This is a genomic window from Roseibium aggregatum, assembly GCF_014692675.1.
Classification (GTDB): Bacteria; Pseudomonadota; Alphaproteobacteria; order Rhizobiales; family Stappiaceae; genus Roseibium; species Roseibium aggregatum_C.
The window spans coordinates 121,408-143,340 of sequence record NZ_JABFCZ010000015.1 but is presented as its reverse complement, the minus strand read 5'-3'; the positions used below and the strand labels follow the sequence as shown (position 1 = coordinate 143,340).

The 21,933-nt window shown below is 61.0% G+C and carries 21 protein-coding genes; 12 read left to right on the top strand and 9 right to left on the bottom strand.

Features of this window, described 5'->3' with window-relative positions; translation table 11 throughout:
- The first annotated feature begins 7 nt into the window (after positions 1-7).
- Positions 8-1,243, top strand: a complete 1,236-nt coding sequence (locus tag HK439_RS14795) for a Tm-1-like ATP-binding domain-containing protein (protein ID WP_190292288.1) — start codon at positions 8-10, stop codon at positions 1,241-1,243.
- 39 nt (positions 1,244-1,282) lie between these two features.
- Here the strand turns inward: HK439_RS14795 and HK439_RS14790 are convergent, their stop codons facing one another.
- Positions 1,283-3,370: a TonB-dependent receptor domain-containing protein gene (locus tag HK439_RS14790; RefSeq protein WP_209011825.1), complete on the bottom strand. Its 2,088-nt coding sequence runs from the start codon at positions 3,368-3,370 to the stop codon at positions 1,283-1,285.
- A gap of 272 nt (positions 3,371-3,642) precedes the next feature.
- Here HK439_RS14790 and HK439_RS14785 point away from each other — a divergent pair, with 272 nt between their 5' ends.
- Genes HK439_RS14785 through HK439_RS14770 form a run of 4 tightly spaced genes read left to right on the top strand, consistent with a single transcriptional unit; the run spans position 3,643 to position 7,553 of the window.
- Positions 3,643-4,713: a hemin-degrading factor gene (locus HK439_RS14785; protein ID WP_190292286.1), complete on the top strand. Its 1,071-nt coding sequence runs from the start codon at positions 3,643-3,645 to the stop codon at positions 4,711-4,713.
- On the top strand, positions 4,710-5,603 hold the full coding sequence (locus HK439_RS14780; protein WP_190292285.1) for an ABC transporter substrate-binding protein: 894 nt from the start codon (positions 4,710-4,712) through the stop codon (positions 5,601-5,603). Before HK439_RS14785 ends, HK439_RS14780 begins: the two co-directional genes overlap by 4 nt.
- 34 nt (positions 5,604-5,637) lie before the next feature.
- Positions 5,638-6,738, top strand: a complete 1,101-nt coding sequence (locus HK439_RS14775) for a FecCD family ABC transporter permease (protein ID WP_190292284.1) — start codon at positions 5,638-5,640, stop codon at positions 6,736-6,738.
- Positions 6,739-6,743: 5 nt separating this feature from the next.
- The gene (locus tag HK439_RS14770; RefSeq protein ID WP_209011824.1) at positions 6,744-7,553 is read left to right on the top strand and encodes a heme ABC transporter ATP-binding protein; all 810 of its coding nucleotides are present in this window, start codon (positions 6,744-6,746) and stop codon (positions 7,551-7,553) included.
- Positions 7,554-7,799: 246 nt separating this feature from the next.
- On the opposite strand, the gene HK439_RS14765 is transcribed toward HK439_RS14770, so the two are convergent.
- Together HK439_RS14765 and HK439_RS14760 are read right to left on the bottom strand one after the other, a co-directional pair.
- A complete protein-coding gene (locus HK439_RS14765; RefSeq protein WP_190292282.1) occupies positions 7,800-8,189 on the bottom strand; it encodes a hypothetical protein in 390 nt (129 codons plus the stop codon).
- A 180-nt stretch (positions 8,190-8,369) separates the two neighbouring features.
- Positions 8,370-8,759 (bottom strand): hypothetical protein, encoded by a 390-nt coding sequence (locus tag HK439_RS14760; protein ID WP_190292281.1) that lies wholly within the window; start codon positions 8,757-8,759, stop codon positions 8,370-8,372.
- A 273-nt stretch (positions 8,760-9,032) separates the two neighbouring features.
- Here HK439_RS14760 and HK439_RS14755 point away from each other — a divergent pair, with 273 nt between their 5' ends.
- From HK439_RS14755 to HK439_RS14745, 3 genes are all read left to right on the top strand, one after another.
- A complete protein-coding gene (locus HK439_RS14755; RefSeq protein WP_190292280.1) occupies positions 9,033-9,803 on the top strand; it encodes a hydroxypyruvate isomerase family protein in 771 nt (256 codons plus the stop codon).
- A gap of 187 nt (positions 9,804-9,990) precedes the next feature.
- Positions 9,991-11,310 (top strand): NAD(P)/FAD-dependent oxidoreductase, encoded by a 1,320-nt coding sequence (locus tag HK439_RS14750; RefSeq protein ID WP_190292278.1) that lies wholly within the window; start codon positions 9,991-9,993, stop codon positions 11,308-11,310.
- Between the two features lie 11 nt (positions 11,311-11,321).
- A complete protein-coding gene (locus HK439_RS14745; RefSeq protein ID WP_190292276.1) occupies positions 11,322-12,641 on the top strand; it encodes an NAD(P)/FAD-dependent oxidoreductase in 1,320 nt (439 codons plus the stop codon).
- A 28-nt stretch (positions 12,642-12,669) separates the two neighbouring features.
- Here the strand turns inward: HK439_RS14745 and HK439_RS14740 are convergent, their stop codons facing one another.
- The gene (locus tag HK439_RS14740) at positions 12,670-13,977 is read right to left on the bottom strand and encodes an Nramp family divalent metal transporter (protein WP_190292275.1); all 1,308 of its coding nucleotides are present in this window, start codon (positions 13,975-13,977) and stop codon (positions 12,670-12,672) included.
- A 184-nt stretch (positions 13,978-14,161) separates the two neighbouring features.
- On the opposite strand from HK439_RS14740, the gene mntR reads away from it, so the two are divergent.
- On the top strand, positions 14,162-14,623 hold the full coding sequence (gene mntR, locus HK439_RS14735; RefSeq protein WP_209011823.1) for a manganese-binding transcriptional regulator MntR: 462 nt from the start codon (positions 14,162-14,164) through the stop codon (positions 14,621-14,623).
- A 2-nt stretch (positions 14,624-14,625) separates the two neighbouring features.
- Here the strand turns inward: mntR and HK439_RS14730 are convergent, their stop codons facing one another.
- From HK439_RS14730 to HK439_RS14715, 4 genes are all read right to left on the bottom strand, one after another.
- Positions 14,626-15,324, bottom strand: a complete 699-nt coding sequence (locus HK439_RS14730) for a GNAT family N-acetyltransferase (RefSeq protein ID WP_190292274.1) — start codon at positions 15,322-15,324, stop codon at positions 14,626-14,628.
- 29 nt (positions 15,325-15,353) lie between these two features.
- Positions 15,354-15,848: a MarR family winged helix-turn-helix transcriptional regulator gene (locus HK439_RS14725; protein WP_190292273.1), complete on the bottom strand. Its 495-nt coding sequence runs from the start codon at positions 15,846-15,848 to the stop codon at positions 15,354-15,356.
- A 142-nt stretch (positions 15,849-15,990) separates the two neighbouring features.
- Positions 15,991-16,527, bottom strand: coding sequence for an MAPEG family protein (locus tag HK439_RS14720; RefSeq protein WP_190292272.1), 537 nt, complete (start codon positions 16,525-16,527; stop codon positions 15,991-15,993).
- A 247-nt stretch (positions 16,528-16,774) separates the two neighbouring features.
- Positions 16,775-17,461, bottom strand: a complete 687-nt coding sequence (locus HK439_RS14715) for an outer membrane protein (RefSeq protein WP_190292271.1) — start codon at positions 17,459-17,461, stop codon at positions 16,775-16,777.
- A gap of 632 nt (positions 17,462-18,093) precedes the next feature.
- On the opposite strand from HK439_RS14715, the gene HK439_RS14710 reads away from it, so the two are divergent.
- On the top strand, positions 18,094-18,348 hold the full coding sequence (locus HK439_RS14710; protein WP_190292270.1) for a hypothetical protein: 255 nt from the start codon (positions 18,094-18,096) through the stop codon (positions 18,346-18,348).
- On the opposite strand, the gene HK439_RS14705 is transcribed toward HK439_RS14710, so the two are convergent.
- A complete protein-coding gene (locus HK439_RS14705; protein ID WP_190292269.1) occupies positions 18,349-19,089 on the bottom strand; it encodes a hypothetical protein in 741 nt (246 codons plus the stop codon).
- A gap of 267 nt (positions 19,090-19,356) precedes the next feature.
- Between HK439_RS14705 and ettA the strand changes: the two genes are divergently transcribed.
- A complete protein-coding gene (gene ettA / locus HK439_RS14700; RefSeq protein ID WP_190292268.1) occupies positions 19,357-21,006 on the top strand; it encodes an energy-dependent translational throttle protein EttA in 1,650 nt (549 codons plus the stop codon).
- 184 nt (positions 21,007-21,190) lie between these two features.
- Positions 21,191-21,886 (top strand): peptidoglycan-binding domain-containing protein, encoded by a 696-nt coding sequence (locus tag HK439_RS14695; RefSeq protein ID WP_190292267.1) that lies wholly within the window; start codon positions 21,191-21,193, stop codon positions 21,884-21,886.
- Positions 21,887-21,933: the final 47 nt, after the last annotated feature.

Genomic DNA, 21,933 nt, shown 5'->3' with positions numbered 1-21,933 from the left:
CAAGGGAATGAGTGACAGGACGATCCTCGTTGTCGGCACTTATGACACCAAGAACGACGAACTCTCCTACATGGCCGATGTCATCCGGGGGCAGGGCGGCAAGGTGCTGACCATGGACGTCAGCGTGCTCGGCGATCCGGCGCAGCCGGCCGACTGGTCCAAGCACGATGTGGCCGAGGAGGGCGGCAGTTCCATCCAGGCGGCGATCGACAGCGGCGACGAAAACCACGCCATGCAGATCATGGCGAAAGGGGCCGCCCTGCTGACCGCCCGTCTTTACGGCGAGGGCCGGTTCGACGGCATGGTGGTGCTCGGCGGGACCATGGGTACCGACCTTGCCCTCGACGTCTGTTCCGCCCTGCCGCTCGGCGTGCCGAAATATATCGTCTCCACAGTCGCCTTCTCGCCGCTGATCCCGCCGGAGCGGCTTGCCGCCGATACCCAGATGATCCTGTGGGCCGGCGGGCTATACGGGCTCAATTCCGTCTGCAAGGCCTCGCTGAGCCAGGCGGCAGGGGCCGTTCTGGGCGCTGCGCGCGCGGTCGAGCCTCCGGACCGGTCGAAGCCGCTGATCGGCATGACCTCGCTCGGCAAATCCGCGCTGAAATACATGGTGGCGCTGAAGCCGGCGCTGGAGGAGCGCGGCTTCGAGGTGGCGGTGTTTCATGCCACCGGCATGGGCGGGCGGGCGTTTGAATCTCTTGCCGCGCAGGGCGCCTTTGCCTGTGTCTTCGATTTCTGTACCCAGGAGCTCGGCAACCATCTCAACGGATCGAACATTTCGGCGGGCGCCGACCGACTGACCCATGCCGGCGAAAAGGGCATTCCGCAAATCGTTGCGCCCGGCTGTTACGATCTGGTCGATGTGGTCGGCTGGCAGCCGATAGCGGACAAATGGTCGGAGCATCTGCAACATGCCCACAACCGCCTGCTCACCTCCATCGTGTTGAACACCGAAGAGCGCGAAGAAGTCGCCCGGGCCCATTGCGAGCAGCTTGCCAAAGCCAAAGGCCCGACGGCCCTGATCCTGCCGGTGGGCGGATGCGGCGAATGGGACCGGCCGGGGGCGGACCTTCACGACGCCGAAGGGCTAGCGGCGTTTCTCGCCGCCATGCGGGAAGGGTGTCCGGGAAATGTCGATCTGCACGAGATCGATGCGCATATCAACGACACGGCCTTTGCCGAAACGGCCCTGGCGATTTTCGACCGGTGGTGCCGGGAAGGCGTGATCAGGCACCCGTAAAACGGACGCCTGACCCTACATCTCCGACCGCAGTCCGCTTTACCAGCTCAGCTTCTTCGCCAGCGTCAGCTTGAAGGTCCGGCCCGGACCGTCATCGCCGGCCAGGTTGTTGCGGTAGACCTTGTCGAACACGTTTTCCACCGAGGCGCGCACCTGCCAGCCGGCCATCCGGCCGTCTTCCGGCGTCCAGTCGGCGAAGAGATCGTGCACCGCATAGCCGGCAAAGGGGCCGTCCGACGTTGCGCCGGTGGCAATCGATTCCGCAAACAGCCCGCGCCAGCCGAAGGACACGTCGTATTGCGGCAGGCGTCCGCCCAGGGTCAGGGCCAGCGTCGTGGCCGGGATGGTGTCGAGGTTCTGGCCGGTGTCGGTGTTCTTGCCGAATATCCGGCTGAACGCGAGGTTGCCGAAGGCGTATCTGGATTCATAGGCGCCTTCGATTTCGACACCGTAGATCTCCGCCTTTTCCACGTTCACGTAATACGGAACCGCGGTCGCCAGACCGGTGTCCGGATTGGTCGTGATCAGGTTGTCCAGGAGATTGTAGAACCCGGTCGTCTTCAGCTGCAGGCCGTCATCGGCCGACAGGATGTCCCGGAAGGACAGGCCGAAGCCGGCCTCGAAGTTGTTCGATGTTTCCTTGTCGAGGCTGATACTCGCGGACCGGCCGCCGGGGTAGGTCCCGGTCGCGCCGGAGGTGGAGAACAGTTCGTCCAGCGTCGGCATGCGTTCCGTGTGGGCGGCCGAGCCGAACAGCGACAGGGTCTCGTTGAACTTGTACATGACGGCGAGTTTTGGCGAGAGCGCCACGTCCGACATGGAGGAGGCACCGGAAATCGCCGAATCCGGCTCCAGGTTCACGAAATCGGCGCGGATCCCGGGAATGAGGGTCAGCCGCTCGTTCCAGATGAATTCGTCCTGGGCGAACAGGCCGAGCTTGGTATCCGTGCCTTCCGGATGGAATCCGATTGCACCGGATGTACTGGTTGCCAGACGCTGCTGATAGCTGAGCTGGGTGCCGATGGTCAGATAGTTCATGAAACCGGCGCCGGACTTCTCGAAGGTGTTTTCCAGTTTTCCGGCCCAGGTCCGGTAGGTGTATTCGCCGTCCTGGAACAATTGCGAGGGGCTGACGGCCGCCAAGGAGGAATCGCTCTGGACCACGTGGGTGTCGGACAGGGACAGGTTCGCCTTCAGGTTAAGCCAGGGATTGTCGCTTGCCGGGTTCTCGTAGGAGAGGATCACGGTCTGGTCGGTGATGTCCCGGTCGATGGTGCCGAAGCCGAGCGTGCCGGTCTGGGAATAGGCGGTGTCGTCGGCATTGCTTTGCCAGCGCTGGTAGGACAGCCGGATGGTCTGTTCGTTGGCGTCGCCGAAGTGATGGGTGACCTTGCCCAGCCCTGAGAAGGACAGGAAGTCGGAACCGGCGATCGGCGTGCCGTTCCCGGTCTCGTATTCGCCCTGCTTGCGCACGTTGCCGTTCAAGAGCACGGAGGTCTGGTCGTTGAAGGCGTAAGCCGCGATGACCGACCCCAGAATGCCGTCCTTGTTGGAATTGTACTGGGTCTTCAACTGGACCGCGCCGGTTTCGCCCGGCTGCAGATACTCTTCCGCATCCTTGGTGGTGAAGGTGATCACCCCGCCGAGCGCCCCGGAGCCGTAAAGGGTGGAGGAGGCGGGTCCGCGCAGGACTTCCACGCGCTTATAGAGTTCCGGATCGCTGAAGAAGGACCCCATGCGGTACTGTTCGTAGAACTTCACCGCGCCATCGACCGAGACGATGATCTTCGATTCGTCGGCCGCGCCCAGATCGCCGATACCGCGGATGTTGAACGACTGGCCGCCGATCCGGTCGGAACCGACGATGCTGACACCGGGAATCTGGGTGAAGATGTCGCCGATCGTCGTCGGCTGTTTCTCGTCGATCGCTTCCTGATCGATCACGGTCACCGCCTGCGGCGTATCGATGGCGACCTTCGGGACGCCCGCTCCGACGACGATTTCGGAAAGCGTCGTGTTGCTTCCCTGGTCCTGGGTGTTTTCCGCGTCCTGCGCGAGAGCCTGACCGCACATGACGACGGCATTTGCCGCCACCCCACACATCAGCCAGCCCCTGTTTCGGCTCATCAGCCCCATCTCTTACCTCCAGTGGGTTGAAATGCTGGCTGGCTCGGGCTCGCTTGCGTTTCAGTGGTTAAAAAATCATGAGTCTGTAACTCAGGTATTGATGCCGTACTATTTTCTGAATATTAGAGTCAAGTATTAATGCGTCCCGTCGCAGTGTCCGGGCCTCGTGATTTTATCCGAGGACCGGAGCTAGCCAGGAAACAGCCATGCCTCTGAATTGACGGAGGAATTGCGAGGCGGCGTTTTTCCCGATCCAATTGAAGGAATGACCAATGGACACGACTGTCGCCGATTTCGAACAGCTCCGCCGCATGCGTGCGGACAACCCCAAAATGCGCGAGCGCGACCTGGCGCAGCAATGCGGCGTTTCCGAAGCCGAACTTGTTGCGGCCTTCTGCGGCCAGTCCGCGAAGCGGATCGCGACGGATTTCAGCGTCCTGTTCCCGGGGGTCGAGGCGCTCGGCGAAGTCCTGGCGCTGACCCGCAACGAAAGCGCCGTTCATGAAAAGGTCGGCGTGTACGACCGCTATGTGAAGGGCCGCAACGCGTCGCTGATGCTCGGCGCGGACATCGACATGCGCATGTTTCCCTCCGCCTGGGTTCACGGCTTTGCGGTGGAAAAGGACACCGGTTCGGGCGTGAAGAAGAGCCTGCAGTTCTTCGACGGCCACGGCGAGGCGGTGCACAAGATCCATGCCCGCGAGGCGACGGATCTGGAGGCCTGGGACCGGCTGGTCGACCGGCTTGCGCTTGAGGACCAGACACCGGGACTGCTGGCCGAGGTGGTGCCGTTCGACCAGCCGGCGCGGCCGGCGCTGAACAAAAGCGCCCAGGCGGAACTGCGCGAACGCTGGCAGGCGATGACCGATCCGCACCAGTTCGTCGGTATCCTCAAGGATCTGGACCTGCATCGCCTGAATGCGTTCCACCTGGCGGGCGATGCCTATGCCTGGACCCTGGACCAGGGCGCCGTTACCGCGCTGCTGCACCACGCGGCCAGTGACGCCCTGCCGATCATGTGTTTCGTCTTCAACCGGGGCTGTATCCAGATCCATTCCGGCCCGGTCGCCAACATTGTTGCGAAGGGACCCTGGATCAACGTCATGGACGAAGGCTTCCATCTGCATCTGCGGACCGATCGGATCGCCGAGGTTTGGGGTGTGCGCAAGCCGGTTGCCGAGGGCTACGTCACATCCGTCGAAGTGTTCGACCGCGACGGCGTCCAGATCATGCAGTTCTTCGGCGTTCGCGGCGAGGGCAAGAGGGAGCGGGACGACTGGCGCGAGCTGGTGGAAAAACTGCCGCGCCTGCAGACGCTCGCATCCGGGGAGGCGCTGGCATGACCGTGATACGCTCCATCCCCCGCGCCTTAAGGTGCCTTGCCACCGGATTGTCTTTCGCCATCGGCTTCATGGCCGCCGGACCGGTCTATTCATCCGACCGCCTGCCTGAAAACGCGGACCGCATCGTGGCGATCGGCGGGTCTCTCACCGAAATCGTCTATGCGCTCGGAGAGCAGGACCGGCTGGTTGCCCGCGACAGTACCGGCAGTTATCCGGAACAGGCGCTGGCCCTGCCGGACGTGGGTTACATGCGGGCGCTTTCGCCCGAAGGGGTGCTGTCGGTGAAGCCGGACGGCATCCTTGCCATCGAGGGCAGCGGACCGCCTGAAGCCGTGTCCGTGCTGGCCTCCGCGGGCGTGCCCTTCGTGACGGTCCCGGAAGGCTATTCCGGTGAGGCGATCCGGCAGAAGATCAGGGCGGTTGGCGCCGCCCTGGGCGTGGACGGCAAGGCGGAAGCGCTTTCGGAAAAGGTTGCGGCGAATCTCGACAAGGCTGTCGCGGATGCACACAAGCTGAACCGGACAACCAGGGTTCTGTTCGTGCTGTCCTATGCCGGAGGCCGGATCCTCGCGTCCGGCACCGGGACCGCGGCCGATGCGATCATCGCCATGGCGGGCGCCAAGAACGCCGTTGGCACGTTCCCCGGGTACAAGCAGTTGAACGAGGAGGCGATCACCGCCGCCGCACCCGACGTCATCCTGATGATGGAGCGTCACGGGGACGAAAACGCCGCCTCGGACATTCTCGGCAATGCGGCGATTGCCCAGACGCCGGCCGGCCGGAACAAGCGTCTCATCCGGATGAACGGGCTCTATCTGCTCGGCTTCGGTCCAAGAACCGCAAGTGCCGTTCGCGAGCTGTCCGGAGATCTTGCGGATTTCGGGCTATGAGACCGCACCGCGCGAAAAGACAGGGCTGGGCACAATGACGAAAATCGTCCTTCGGCCGCTGCAGCGCCACGTCGCGGCAGCCCGAGACGGCGACCGCGCACCGCTTGCGCGATCCGCCATCGCCTTGCTGGCCGTTCTTCTGGGATGTGCCATGCTGGTTTCCCTGAACTCCGGAGCGCTTGAGATTCAGGCGCTCAAGGTGATGGCGTCGGCCTTCGATCCACCGTCAACGCTGTCCGGCGAGGACCTGCGGGACCGGATCGTGTTCTTCCAGGTCCGGCTGCCGCGGGTCTGTCTCGGTGCGCTGGTCGGAGCATCGCTTGCAGTCTCCGGCGCGGTCATGCAGGGCCTGTTCCGCAACCCGCTCGCCGATCCCGGGATCATCGGCGTGTCCTCCGGGGCGGGGCTCGGCGCGGCGGGGTTCATCATCCTCGGCCAGTCGTGGCTTGCGCCGGTGGCGGCCTTGCTGGGGGTATTCTCCCTGCCGGTTTCAGCCTTTGTCGGCGCCTTGCTGGTCACGTCGCTGCTTTACCGGATCGGCACCAGCGACGGACTGTCGTCGGTGGCGACCATGCTTCTGGCCGGCATTGCCATCAGCGCGCTGGCGATGTCCATGGTCGGCCTTCTGATTTTTTATGCGGATGATCAGCAGCTGCGCGACCTGACCTTCTGGAACCTGGGTTCCCTTGCCGGTGCAAGCTGGGAAAAGGTGGCGACCTGCGCCCTGATTGTATCCGTCGCGCTGGTCGTCGCCTTGTCCCTGTCCAGGGGATTGAACGCTCTGTTCCTGGGCGAGGCCGCGGCCGGGCATCTGGGGATCCGGGTCCAGCGCCTGAAAACGCTGGCAATCGTGGCGGTCGCGGCTGCGACCGGCGCGTCCGTTGCCGTCAGCGTCGGGATCGGCTTCGTCGGGATCGTCGTGCCGCATCTCCTGCGCCTGACCATCGGTCCCGATCATCGCTATCTGCTGCCCGCCTCGGCGCTTCTCGGCGCGGTCATGCTCATCCTTGCGGATACGGTCAGCCGGATCGTCGTGGCGCCTGCGGAGTTGCCGATCGGTATCCTGACGGCGCTTGCCGGCGCGCCGTTCTTTCTCTGGATTCTTCTGAGGCGTCGAGGGCTGACGGGACTATGATGGCAATGGAAACCAATCTCAGTGTTACCGGACTGGCGGTCAGGTTGACGGGAAAGACCATCGTTTCGGATGTGACCTTCGCGGCCCATGCAGGCAAGGTCTGCACCATCGTCGGGCCGAACGGTTCGGGCAAATCGACGCTGCTGAAGGCCATTACCGGGGAAACCGGCCATGACGGCGAGGTTCGCCTGAATGCGCGGCCGCTCGGCCGCTACCCTCCGCGGGAACTGGCCGAGGTGCGGGCGGTCCTGCCACAGCACACGCAGTTGTCCTTCCCGCTGACGGTGAAGGAAGTCGTCAGGCTCGGTCTGCAGAATACCCCTTTGCCGCTGGCGGAGGCACAGGGCCGGATAGGTGAAGCGCTCGACCGGGTCGATATGGCCGGTTTCGAAGGCCGGGCCTATCAGTCCCTTTCCGGCGGCGAGCAGCAGAGGGTCCAGCTTGCCCGCGTGCTTTGCCAGGTCTGGCAGCCGAAGGCCGGCGATCAGCCGCGCTGGCTGATCCTCGACGAACCGATTTCAAGCCTCGATATCCGCCATCAGCTGCTGATCATGGATGTGGCGCGGGATTTCGCCGATCGGGGCGGCGGCGTACTGTGCGTCCTGCATGACCTGAACCTCACGGCCATGTACGCCGATCAGGTTCTGGTCATGAAGAACGGCCGTCTTCTGGCGGATGGTCCGGTCGCGGATGTCTACCGCGACGACCTGATTTCGGATGCCTTCGATTTCCCGCTGAAGATCGGAAGCCTGCCCGTGGCGGATGTTCCGTTTCTGCTGCCTCAGGCCGCAGAGGGCAGATTGCCCGCACGTTGAAAAACCGGCCGGTTCCAGCCGGTCTTTCTATCCGGGCGATTAGGCGAATTCGGGCTTAGCTGCTGCCTCCGCCGGAGCCGCCGGACCCGCGAAAGCGCTTGATATGGATGCAATCGTCAGCACGACTGCCAAAACGGTCCTGAACATGTGCATCTTCTCCGGGTTCTCCGCCTTTCGGCGATTGGTATGGAAACTGTGTGAAGGGGCCGTTTGCCCCTCCATGGGGTGGCCCCATGCGGACCAATGCTATTTCACGGTCACTCGATACGAGTAGGAGGTCGACGCTCGCCCGGCGGCCCCTTCATAGATGTCGTGCGTGTAGCTTATCGAAAAGCTGTCTTCGCCTCTGAAACCCCTGTCCGGAGTGTAATACGCGGCCGAACCTTTCATGATCTTTCCGGCGCAGGGGCCAGGACCGAGCTTTCCGTTGACGCGCTTGAAGGTGAGCTTGCCGTGTTTCGGTTTTCTGCCGGCGCGAAGATTGGGAATTTCACCGCCGCTGCAGGTGACGCGGCTGTAGAAAACGAAGCTGTCGACCTTAGTGGTCCTGTTGGCCCGAACCGTGATGTGGTCTGCGGCTGAAGCGAGTGTCGCGCTTGTGCATATGAATGCGATTGCCAGCATAAGTTTACGCATGATGATTACTCTTGATTTTATCAGTCGGAGCCCGGCAACCGAACTTCGCCGGTATCCATGGCGAGGAACGCCGTGCATCAGGCCGGATGAATTGAAACGGCATCGTCAGCCGGGAGCCGACGCAACCTGTCTGGTTCCGTCGACCGGCCGAAGGCTTGGGATTTCTTTTCCCGCGAACGCCTATTTTACGGTGATGTCATAAGAATAGGATGTGGATGTTCTTCTGGCAGCGCCTTCGTAATAGTCGTATTCGAACACGACGGAAAAATTGTCCGAGCCCTTGAAGCCGCGTTGGGGAGTGTAAAAGACCGCCTTCCCCCTCATGGGTTTTCCGGCACATCTGCCTTCGCTCAGTTTTCCCGACACCGTTCTGAAGTCGACCTTGCCGTGTTTCGGTTTCCTGCCGACACGCATATTGGGAACGGTACTCCCGCTGCATGTGTCGCGGCTGAAGATGACGTGACTGCCGACCATGGACTTCCTGTTGGCGGGCACCGTGACCTGTTCCGCTGCGGTTGCCTGTGCCAGTGATGCGATAGTGATTGCGCTTGCCAATAAAATTCTGAACATAGCCCCCTGCCGAATTAACTATTCCTGCGGTTGTAATTAGTTCTTACATTTTAAATTTTAGATGGAATTTCCCGTCAAGCTCAACCGGGTCAATTTCACGAAATTGTCGTGAAATTTCTGACGATTAGCTAAATTCCGAGAGGGTTCCGTAGGGGAATTTCAGTGCTGTGCTGCAACTTCTGCGTAAGTGCCGCGGCCCGGGAACGGGAGTCCTTTTAAGTTTTGCCGGTGCGCGGTATTAAGAAATTCACTTACTTCGATTTGAGGGGCATTATGGCGCGTTTTTCTGCCAATCTCGGGTTCTTATGGAAGGATCTTTCCCTGCCGGACGCAATCCGGCAGGCAAGGAAGGCGGCCTTCGATGCGGTGGAGTGCCATTGGCCCTATGGAGCAGCGCCGGACGAGGTGTATCAGGCGCTCACCGAGACCGGCCTTGCCATGCTTTCGCTGAATACCCGCCCCGGAGATCCCGCCAAAAAGGATTTCGGACTTTGCGCCGTTCCCGGCCGTGAGGTTGAGGCGCAGGAAGCGATCCGCGAAGCGGTTTCCTATGCGCGCTTCATCCGCACGCCCTTCATTCACGTCATGGCCGGACAGGCGGAAGGTGAGGCAGCCCATCGCTGCTTTCTGGAAAACCTGGACTATGCGGCCGATCAGGCGGAGAAAGACGGTATCCAGCTTCTGATCGAACCGATCAACCAGCGTGAAATCCCCGGCTATTTTCTGCGCAGCACGGAACAGGCCGCGCAGATCATCGAAGACCTCGGACGGCCCTCAATCCGGCTGATGTTCGATTGTTATCATGTGCAGATTATCGAGGGCGACCTGAGCCATCGCCTGGAGACGCTCCTGCCCCTGATCGGCCATGTGCAGATTGCCGCCGTTCCCGACCGGGGCGAACCGGACCGGGGAGAGGTCAACTACGGGCATATCGTCAGGCTGCTTGACGATCTCGGTTACCGGGGCGCGATCGGCGCGGAGTACCGTCCGCGCGGTGCGATCGAGGACGGGCTCGGCTGGCTGTTCGACCTTCGCGGTGCCTGAAAAAAAGAGTTCTCCGTCAGGCCAGCCTTTCTTTTTCCTCAAAGGGATGCGATATGCCGCTGCGTCTTGAGGGCCTTGCGACGTGGTCTTGCAATGCCATGAAAAGCGGACGAATGTGGGCGCTCCCGGGGCTTGTGCCGGTGGCCTGCCGGCAGCGTTTACAGCCCAGTAGAATGTTTGAGTATCCATGTTGAGTTCGCTTGATCTTCTGACCGCCAACGACACCAAAGGCGTTCACGCTCCCTCCTATTATTCGGCAACGGCCAACCGGCAGACGCACCATCCGGCGCTGGAAGGCGACATCCGGTGCGATGTGTGCGTGGTGGGCGGCGGTTATACGGGCCTGTCTTCCGCGCTCTACCTGGCCGAACGCGGCTATGACGTGGTGCTGCTGGAGGCCCACCGGGTCGGATGGGGAGCCTCGGGGCGCAACGGCGGACAGGTCGGCTCCGGCCAGCGTATGGACCAGACCGTTCTGGAGCAGCGCCACGGGCAGGCGCATGCCAAACTCCTGTGGGAGCTGGCCGAGGAGTCCAAAAAGGCGGTCACCGATCTGATTACGGCGCATGGAATTGCCTGCGACTACACCCCGGGCATCCTTCATGCGGATCACCGCAAGTCGTTCGTTCCTGAAAGCATGGAATATGTCGAGCATCTGCGGCTGACCTACGGCTACGACAAGATCCGCTTCGTCGGCGGGGAAGAGATGTCGGAAATGGTCGGCAGCCCGGCGTATCACGGCGGCTCTATCGACATGGGCGCCGGTCACCTGCATCCGCTCAATTTCGCGCTGGGGATTGCCGAAGCGGCCGAGGCGAAAGGGGTCCGGATCTTCGAGGAAACCACGGTGCTTTCCTACGAAGGCGGCGACACGGTTACGGTCAAATCGCAATACGGAACGGTTCAGGCGAAACACCTGGTGCTCGGCTGCAACGGCTATCTCGGCCGGCTCGACCGCAAGACCGCTGCCCACGTGATGCCGATCAACAATTTCGTCATCGCGACCGAGCCGTTTTCGGAAGACGAGGCGCGGGCACTGATCCGGGACAATGTGGCGGTGGCCGACAGCAAATTCGTCATCAACTATTTCCGGCTGTCCGCCGACCGCAGGCTGCTGTTCGGCGGCGGCGAGAATTACGGCTACCGGTTCCCGGCCGACATCAAGGCTTTCGTGAGAAAGCCGATGCTGGAGATATTCCCGCAACTGGAAGACGCGCGTATCGACTACGGCTGGGGCGGAACGCTGGCGATCACGCCGAAGCGGATGCCCTATTTCGCTCATCTCGCGCCGAATGTCGTGACCGCAACCGGCTATTCCGGCCACGGTGTCGCCATGGCAACGCTTGCCGGCAAGGTGATCGCCGAGGCGATCGACGGGACCGCGGCCCGTTTCGATGTGTTTGAAAAACTGAATGTGCCGGCGTTCCCCGGCGGAGACCGGCTGCGCTTCCCGCTCCTGGTCCTGGCCATGTCCTGGTTCTCGCTTCGCGACAGGCTGGGTTTCTAGAGGCACGGATGATGCCAGGGAAAAACGGCGTTCCGCTCGATATCGGCAGTTATTGGGAAGCTTCGGTCGGCGAGATCTTCGAAGATCCGTCGCTGATGGGCAGCGCCCAGTTCGACGTGGCGGTGATCGGTGCGGGGTATGCGGGGCTCAGCGCCGCGCTCAGGCTGGCCGAGGCAGGGTCCTCGGTCTGCGTGCTGGACGCCAGACGCGTCGGCTGGGGAGCGTCCGGACGCAACGGCGGCTTCTGCTGTTTCGGCGGCACCAAGCTTTCCGAAAGCGACCTGATGAAACGCTTCGGCCTGGCGGAAGCGCAGAAATTCGTTCTCTACCAGATCGAGGCCATCGAGAAGGTGGCGAAGCGGCTGGATGCCTGGAAGCTCGATGTCGACCGCCATTCCAAGGGCGAGATGATGCTGGCGCACCGGCCATCCGAGCTGGAGGCCTTCCAGCAGGAAGCGGCGCTGTTGAAGAAATATTTCGGCTACCAGCCGAAACTCTATTCCAAGGCCGAACTGGCCGAGCGAGGCATTGCCGGTCCGGAATTCCACGGCGGCCTGCATGTGCCGTTCGGTTTTGCGCTGAACCCGATGAAATACGTGCAGGGGCTTGCAGCCAAGGTGCGGGAGAAGGGCGGACGGATCTTTTCCCGTTCCCCGGTGGTCGCGATCGAGCGGGACGCGAACCGGTGGTCGCTGGCCCTGCCGGACGGATCGGTCATTGCCCGGAAGGTGATCCTGGCCGGCAACGGTTATGCGGACGAAAACGTGCCGGACTGGCTCCACGGCCGGACCCCGCCGGCCATGTCGAGCGTCGTGGTGACCCGGCCGCTCACCGAGAGCGAGCTTGCCGCACAGGGCTGGACCTCGGACCTGATGGCGGCCGACACGCGCACGCTTTTACATTATTTCCGCCTGCTGCCGGACCGGCGGTTTCTGTTCGGGACCCGCGGCGGGATCTTCGAGACGGAGCAGGCGCTCGACGCCATGCAGCGGCGGGGGCGGGCGGATTTCGACCGTATGTTCCCCGAATGGCGTCATGTGGAAACGGAGTATTCCTGGTACGGCCATGTCTGCCTGACGAGGAACCTGACACCCTATGTCGGGCCGGTGCCGGACATGGAAGGCGTCTTTGCCGCCATGGCCTGGCACGGCAGCGGCATCGCCATGGCGTCGCTGTCGGGAGAAAAGATCGCCGATCTGGCGCTGGGCAAGATCAAGCAGGCGGATCTGCCGGCCGCGATGTCACGGCCTTTCGACCGGTTCCCGTTCCCGGCCCTGCGCCAGGCCTATCTGCAGGGCGCCTATCTCTGGTACGGCTTCAGGGACAGGTGAGGGGGGGGCAAGTAAGGAGGCCCGGTCCTCAGGCCGGCAATCCCGGGATTTCAACGCCGAAGGTCTGCGCCAGCAAGACGCAGTTCAGGGACAAGACGATGATCGAGCCGGCGATCGCCAGGATATCCGTGATCCGGCGGTTGGCGAACTCGCCCATGATCTTGCGGTTCCGCGTGAACAGGACGAGGGCGATCATCGGCACCGGCAGGGCGATGCTGAGGACGACCTGGCTGAGAACCAGCGCGTCCGTGGCATTGACGCCGATGGCGACCACCGCGAACGCGGGCACCATGGTGACGAGCCGGCGCACCCAGATCGGGATGTAGAAGCGCACGAAGCCCTGCATGATCATCTGGCCCGCCATGGTGCCGACCACGGAACTGGAGACGCCGGAGACGATCAGCGAAACAAGGAAGACCGCGGCCGCCGCGCCGCCGAGGAGCGGCGTCAGCATGTGGTAGGCGGTCTCGATTTCCGCGACTTCGCTATGGCCGGCGTGAAAGGCGCTGGAGGCCATCATCACCATGGCCATGTTGATCATGCCGGCGACGGCAAGCGCCAGGACCACCTCGATGTTGGAGAATTTCACCAGCTTGCGGCGTTCGTTCTGATCGCGCGCCGGCGCCCGGTTCTGGGTCAGGCCGGAATGCAGGTAGACCGCATGGGGCATGACCGTGGCGCCGATGATGCCGACGGAAATGGTCAGCGCGGCGGCATCGGGAATATCCGGCAGCACCATGTGATAGGCGGCCTCGCCCCAGGCGATCGGGGCGATGAAGATTTCGATCACGTAGCAAAGGCCGATCACGGCGACCAGAGCGCCGATGATCAGCTCCATGGGCCGGTAGCCGCGGCCCTCGAACATCAGGATGCCGTAGGTGACGATGGCCGTGACGACCATACCCGCCATCAGCGGCATGTCGAACAGGAGCGCCAGCCCGATTGCGCCGCCGAGGAATTCGGCCAGATCCGTCGCCATCGCGGCGATCTCGCTGACGACCCACATGGCCCAGACGACCGGAGCTGGGAACTGTTCCCGGCACATTTCCGCAAGATTGCGGCCGGTGACGATGCCGAGCTTGGCGGACAGCGCCTGGAATAGCATGGCGATCAGGTTGGCCATCAGCACCACCCACAAAAGGGTGTAGCCGTAACCGGCGCCGGCCTGGATGTTGGTGGCGTAGTTGCCCGGGTCCATGTAGGCGATCGAGGCGATGATCGCAGGCCCCGCGAACAGCAGCGCGGAGCGCACGCCCCGCCGCCGGCCAGCGAGGGTTTCCCCGATCGCGGCCGTGGTTCGTTCGGTCATGGAAATCTTGTTCGGCAAAAACGTCATGGGAGTCCGTCCAACTCTGAATTCCCCCTAAATGAAGCCAAGGCTACATTTCTGTCAATAGACAAATTAAAGACGCAATTGCAAACAATAGTAGGAAAATGAACCTGGCGATTGCAAAATGTAGCCAAGGCTGCAATATGAGTCGCAACGTGTGAAATTATGCCGGAACGGGACCTTCGGACCATTGGCCAGGAAAATCAGCCAGCCGCCGCCTGAAGAAGACAAGGCGGATATCCTCGACGCGGAAGCCGCGGACCGGTTCAACCAGGCCCGTTCCGCCCGCGCCTCCGCCCTTCTTGAGGATTATACCGAGCTGATCGCCGACCTGCTCCAGGAGCACGGCGAGGCGCGCATTACCGATATCGCCCGCTGTCTCGGTGTGACCCACCCGACCGCGACCAAGGCGGTTGCCCGGCTGAAGCGGGAGGGGCTGGCCGTGTCCCGGCCCTACCGGGGTGTCTTCCTGACAGACGAAGGGGCGGAGATGGCCGAGCGGGTCCGCGCCCGCCACCGGCTGGTGGTCGAGTTGCTGATTGCCGTCGGCGTGCCCGAAGAGGCGGCCGAAATGGATGCGGAGGGCATCGAGCACTACGTGTCCGAGACGACCCTTGCCGCGTTCGAGCGCTATCTCAAGGACAAGCGCTGAGTCTATCGGTGCGTGGTTGCGGGTTTCGCCAGGACCGCGACATTGACCCCGCAGCGCAGTTCGAACCCGAGTTTTTCATAAAGCCGGATTGCTGCGGCGTTGTTGGCGAACGCGTGCAGGAACGGAACCTCGCCGCGCGCCTCGATACGGCTTGCGACAAAATCGGACAGCGCGGCGGCCAGGCCCATGCCTCGAAAATCCGGATGGCTGCAGACACCGCTGACCTCGGTAAAGCCGGGCAGTTTCAGCCGTTCGCCCGCCATGGCCGCCAGCCGACCGTCCAATCGGATCCCCCAGAACTCGCCGAGTTCGAATGTCCGGGCGCGGAAAGGTCCCGGTTTGGTCAGTTCGACAAGGGCGCGCATTTCCGGAATGTCGGTCTCCGTCAGGCGGATGATCCCGTCCGTGGCCGGCAGGACCGCACAGGCGCGCCGCCTGATCATCTGCACGCCGGGAGCGGTCATCGGGGCGCTCAGCGTGTCCGGCAGGCAGATATCCGCCCGCTGCAGCAGGTAGACATCGGTCTCGCCGTCCTCAAGCAGGTCGCCGAGGTCCGACAGGCTTTGCGCGCTTGCGCCATTTGCCGCGGCAAAGGGGGCGACGTCGGGATCGAAGCGCCGGGCCTGTCCGGTGCCGACGGCAAACCGTTCATGGCGTGTCGTGAGTGCGGTCCAGACGGCGGTGTCGAGGGCGTCTTCCATAAAAAATACTCCGTTACGAAACAGGGCGGCTAGCGCGCCTTGACCCGGACCCGCACCCGCTTCGGCAGCGGCCGGGCGGCAAGCCGGTCTTCCAACTGGCCCAATTGGTCCAGCAGCGAACCGGACAGCCCTTCGCAGGCGTCCGTGACGGCGGCTTCGACCGTCTGCCAGGCGCCTTCCTCCAGCCTGCGGACGAGGTCCTTCCCGGCTTCCGTCAGCGAGACCTTGGAGATGCGGCGATCGACCGGATCGGGCCCGATCTCGGCAAGGCCGCGGGCCTTCAGCTTGCCGACCATGCGGGTGATGCCCGGTTGGCTCTGGCCGATCGCCTGCGTCAGTTCGCCGATGCTCAAGGGGCCGTTTCGCCACAACGCGGCGAGGACCGGCGAGTTGACCGATCCCGCCTCCGGGCTTTCCCGTTCCGAAATCAGCGTCTGGGTCTGCGCCTGCAGGCGCTCGCCGATGCGTTTCAGCCGGGTGCCGAGGGTCATGTAACCGAGCCGGCGCACGATGTCTTCGGTCATGGGGGTCTCCAATTAGATATGAAGTTATATAACTTGTTATATTAAAGTCGGCAAGCCGGAAACAGGGGAGGTTGCTCTGATGGCGGGGTTCCCTTTCCTTCCGGTCTGTTCGCACCGCAGCGGGCCTGTATGGTCCGGCCGATCAGGGTGCCGTTTGCAGAAACGCGAAGACGATGGCGGGCAGGGCGATGAATATGGTCGAGTAGAAGGTCAGGGCAAAGCCGAAGGCCCGCCCCGGTGCGCCGGAGCCATAGCCTTGCCAGAAGAGGATCCGGCCGATGAGGAACAGCCCTGCGCCGGCGGGCAGGAGAATGAGCCAGGACGCGGGGGCCAGCAGCGCGTAGGCCAGGTAGGCGATTGCGGCCAGGACGGTCTGCTCCAGCGTATTCTGCAGGACCGCCTGCAGCTGATGGGCCGTCGCTGTGCCGGTCGTCAGGCCGCTGCCGTCGATATCGTCAGCTGAGAAGAAGCGGTGCCGCGCGAGCGACCCGATACTGATGCAAAAGAAGGCAAGCAGCGGCAGGACCGACAGGGCCAGGAGCCGCATCCGGCCTAAAAGGGTGTCGAAGGCGGCGAATGCATCGCCCGCAAGCCACAGCGCAAGGCCATAGGCCACAAGAGTTGCCGCAATCGCTCCGCCCAGTCCGCGGGCCACGCCCTTTTGCTTGTCACTCAGCATCAGCCTGCCCCCGTCTGCGCGCCCTCTCTGCCCGATCACGGCTTCAAAACGCATCTCAAGTCCCGGCCGACCCGATTGAGCCGGCAGGATCCGCGCGATTCCGCCAGATGACCGAGTATTTGGAAGGGGAGGGGGATTGTCCAGCCTTGCCCGGCGGCGTTTGGTGCCGGGGTTTCAGAATGCAACAGCCCCCGGCCGGTAAAAACGGCCGGGGGCTGTTGTGTCGTTTCGGATCTTCCCGCCGGGCTTAATTGCCGAACGGATTGCCGCTGAAGCGATAGTTGACGCCAAGACGCAGGATGCTGATGTTGTTTTCGCGGGCCTTGACCGGAATGGCCACCGTGTAGCCGCCGTCCCCGAGATCCGCGTAGAGATATTCCAGCTTTGCCGACAGGTTTTGAGTGAACGCCGCTTCGACACCGCCGCCGACGGTCCAGCCGGCTTCCCAACTGGACTTATAGAAACCCGGTTGTCCGGCGTCGATCAGACCCCAGGCGAGACCGCCGGTGATATAGGGCATGAACCGGTCGAAGGCGTAACCGATGCGCGGGCGCAGCGTGCCGAAGGATGTAAGGTCCGTCTTGCAGCCGACGGCGCAGGACGTGGTGGTCGAGCCGTCGATGGCGGCGAAGTCCCAATCGCCTTCGATACCGAAGACGATGTTGTTCATCTGCCAGTTGTAACCGACGGTGCCGCCGATCAGTCCGCCGCTCTGGTCGAAGTCGCCGGTGGTTGCGCCGAGCGAATCCGTGTGCCGGCTGGTCGCCCAGCCGATACCGCCGTTGATGCCGAAATAAAGCCCGGACCAGGTGAACCCGCCGCTGTAGGGAGTTCCATAATCCGCGGCCTGTGCCGCGCCGGAAAGAAGGGCTGTGCCGGCCAGCAGGGCCGCGGCAACGCCGAGACCGACTTTTCTTGCATAAGACCTGTTCATATCGACCTCCGCAAATTACGCGTGACTGAGTCTGGTTGACGTAGAGAAAAGTATAATATGTGAGCTTGCGTCTGGCTGTAACTTAATTGCCTCAGTTTAAAGTTTGTTCGAATAAGGTGTATTGCGTATGTTTGCTCTCATTGGGTGAGGGCAAGTAAGGCGATGCTCACCGCGCCGGGTGCCGTCCCAACAGGCGCGAGCCGGCGAGACCGGGATCGCATGTAATTGATCCTGTGTGCTTAAAGTGTAGGTTCGTCCCGCTCTCCATCGTCATGCCCGGACAGCAGTGGACTTGATCCGGGCATCCATGCCGTTTTGTTGCCTCAGGGCAAAGCCGTTCCATGGAGAGATGTCACGGCATGGATGCCATGGTCGAGCCATGGCATGACGGAGGATTGGGACAGGGGTGGGATAGCCACTTTTTTAAGTTAGGAACGAGCCACTGATTGAGTGAATGAATTTCAAACTGTGGATGTAATAGAGGGGTATAAGCCGGGAAATTGTCGAGTCGTCAAGATCCCGCAGCCTAATATGGTTTCGTTGCTGTCTATTTTAATTAGTTTGACAATACTGAATTTCCTCATAAAGTTGTCAGAATGTTGGTTTTATATTTAAAGTTTATGGAGGGTCAAATGGCTGATGTTTCTGAAGTGGAATCGAAAAGAGATCAACTTATATTTTGGCTTGTTTATTCTGGCTTTATCGTCAGCGGCCTTATCGCAATAAGTGTTATATGGGGAGTGTTATATTTAACTTTTGATGGTCAAGTCGACGATAATGGAAAAGTTATAATACCTGACGTTCTGCAAAATTGGGGAGGAATTATTGTTGGTTTCTATTTTGGTACATTTGTAAGCTTAATAAAAGATTACATGAAAATGAAATAATTAATTTTCTAATTCTTCCAATAGGACGCCATATACTCTCGGAATTCCGGATGCTTTTTTGCCGTAGTTGCCAATATTTTCTACTTCGGTTATATTGAATACATTTTTAAGCTCTCTATCAATTTTCACTCTTGTGTTCCTCTTAGTATTCCTCCCAAATTCGAATTCATAATCTATTGAAAATAAAACACTACTCTTTACGAGAAACGCGTTATGGTTTTTTGAATTATTTGATATGTTGTCTGAGCAAGTTTTTCCTAGCTTTTTTGTTATATCAATGTATTCCTGCGGCTTTAGATAGTACGCTATTTGAGGGTTTATGATTATTTCCATAGTTATTGCGGTTTGTGATAAATAATAAAGTCCGGCTCTCTGTAGTATATATTTTAGTTTATTTCCTGTGTATTTGAAGTGCGTTGGAACTTCCTGAAATAGTCCTTGATTTATGTACTTTGATTGGAATGCTCCGTTTATACGGAAAGTGGAATATTTGGGTGTGCATAAAGATCCAAATTGTGATGACGAAAAATTCTTTTGTGTTGGGTCATAGTTCTGGCGATAGATAAATGACCCAGGGGTTATATCGGCTGTTTTTCCATGTGGAGAGAATTCTATTAATACATATCCATAATTACTAAGTATCTTATGAACGGCCTTGCGCACATCTTCTGTAAATGAAAACGATGGATTTGTTGATAAGATAAAAAAAGATAAAGATAGGAATATGTGTATTTTTCTCATGTCTCGTCATGCCATTTGAATAACATGCCCTTTAAAAATATTATATATTAGATCGCATTAAATCAATATGCAATTACAGAGAGTATGCGTTGCGTGGTTGGTGGGTTCTTTAATTCCTTGCCTTATTTTGTCTATATAGCGTAGCCCTAGCTTTGTTATTTGACTTGAGACCTCGGCCATTGCCCCTTTTCGCCTGATCGCGTAAAAGGCGCCCAGATTTCATGCGAAGAATCCCGAAAATTCCAAACTGCGGAGATGCGGAGCCCCATGGCGCGCCAGTTCATCTATCACATGCATGGCCTCTCCAAGGCCTATAACAACAAGAAAGTCCTCGACAACATCAACCTCTCGTTCTACCCGGACGCCAAGATCGGCATCCTGGGTCCGAACGGGGCCGGTAAGTCGACGCTTCTGAAAATCATGGCCGGGCTCGACAAGGAGTACACCGGCGAGGCCTGGGCCGCCGAGGGCGCACGTGTCGGCTATCTGCCGCAGGAGCCGCAGCTCGATCCGGACAAGACCGTCCGCGAAAACGTCATGGAAGGCGTGGCCCACAAGCAGGCGATCGTCGACCGCTACAACGAACTGATGATGAACTACTCGGACGAAACGGCCGAGGAAGGCGCCAAGCTGCAGGACATCATCGACGCGGAAGACCTGTGGAACCTGGAAAGCAAGGTCGACATGGCGATGGAAGCCCTGCGCTGCCCGCCGGAAGACGCCGAAGTGACCAACCTGTCCGGCGGGGAGCGCCGCCGCGTGGCGCTGTGCCAGCTGCTCCTGTCGGAGCCGGACCTCTTGCTGCTCGACGAACCGACCAACCACCTGGACGCGGAAACCGTTCACTGGCTGGAGCGGCACCTGCGCGAGTTCAAGGGCTCCGTCCTGATCATCACCCACGACCGCTACTTCCTCGACAACGTCACCGGCTGGATTCTCGAACTCGACCGCGGCCGCGGCATCCCTTACGAGGGCAACTACTCGGTCTATCTGGAAAAGAAGACCAAGCGCATGATCCAGGAGGGCCGCGAGGACATGGCCCGCAACCGGGCGATCGAGCGCGAGCGCGAGTGGATGGGCATGTCGCCGAAGGGCCGCCAGACCAAGTCCAAGGCGCGTATCCGGGCCTATGAAGACCTCTTGGCCGCCCAGGAAGAGCGTCTGCCGACCATCGAGCAGATTATGATCCCGGTGGGCGAGCGTCTCGGCGCCAACGTCATCGAGGTCAAGAACGTCTCCAAGGGCTTCGAGGACCGCCTCCTGATCGACGATCTCTCCTTCAAGCTGCCGCGCGGCGGCATCGTCGGCGTGATCGGCCCGAACGGCGCGGGCAAGTCGACCCTGTTCAAGATGCTCACCGGCCAGGAAAAGCCGGATAGCGGCGAGATCATCGTCGGCGACAGCGTGCATCTGGGCTATGTGGACCAGTCGCGCGACAAGCTCGATCCGAACAAGACCGTGTGGGAGGAAATCTCCGACGGCGCCGAGGTGATCTACCTCGACGACAAGGAAATCAACTCCCGCGCCTACTGCTCGTCCTTCAACTTCAAGGGCCCGGCCCAGCAGGCGAAGGTGGGCGATCTGTCCGGCGGTCAGCGCAACCGGGTACACCTGGCGAAGGTGCTGAAGCAGGGCGCCAACGTGCTCCTGCTCGATGAGCCGACCAACGATCTGGATACCGAAACCCTGGCAGCGCTTGAAGACGCGCTGGAAAACTACGCCGGCTGCGCCGTGGTCATCAGCCACGACCGTATGTTCCTCGACCGTCTGGCCACCCACATGCTCGCCTTCGAAGGCGACAGCCACGTGGAATGGTTCGAGGGCAACTTCGAGGACTACGAAAAGGACAAGGTCCGCCGCCTCGGTGCACACGCCGCCGACCCGCGCCGGATCAAGTACAAGCCGCTGACGCGCTGATCGTCGAAGCGGAATATGAACAGCTAAAACGGCGGGCCGGAAGGCTCGCCGTTTTTTTGTCGCGATCCGGTGAAAACTTGATCGGGTGCAACCTGCAGGCTCGTGGCAATTTGACGGCCTGCACGTTACTCTCGACTGCAACGCGTGTCGTAGGGCAGATCCAAAGGGAAGGAAGGTAACCGGAATGATCAAGGCAATCAGTATCGTCACCGCGCTCGGGGTGGCCCTGTCTTCCTTTGCCCTGACTGCGACGCCCGTTAGGGCAGGAAATGCAGGCGGGGTCATTGCGGGCGGAATCGTCGGATTTGCAGCAGGCGCCATTGTCGGCAATCAACTGGCCAAGAGAAGGCATCATACCTATCGCGCCCCGGCGCCCGGCAGGTCCGCAGAGGAACGCGCATACTGGATGGACATTCAGGATGCCCTGAACACGCTCGGCTATGACGCCGGCCCGGTGGATGGTGCGCCGGGACGCAGGACACGGCAGGCGATCCGGGAATTCCAGAGGAGCATTCCGGATGTGCCGGACGGCAAGCTGACGCCGGAACAGACACAGCTTCTGTTCAGCCGCGCCTATCCGGAGGCCGCCTCGGAAGGAACGGCCGCTCCGGCAGCCGGCGATCCGCCCCAAACGGGCCAGGTTCCTGCCGATGCTTCGGCCACGGGTGTCCCGGCAGGTGGCGTTGCGCCGCCGCAGCCGGGCTCGGGGCAAGGGCTTCCGGCTGAACCGGCCCGGCCGGTCTCCGCCGCAGCCGACCCCTCCGTTCCGTCGGAGAGCCCGGCTCCGGCCGCCAATGGCCAGCCGCAGATCCAGGTTGACGAAAACGGCCGCCAGTACATCGAGGTGAACGGCCAGAAGTTCTACCAGCAGCCGCAATAAAACGCGGCCGGGGGCATGCCCTGTCGGTTCAGGACGGCGGGTCGAAA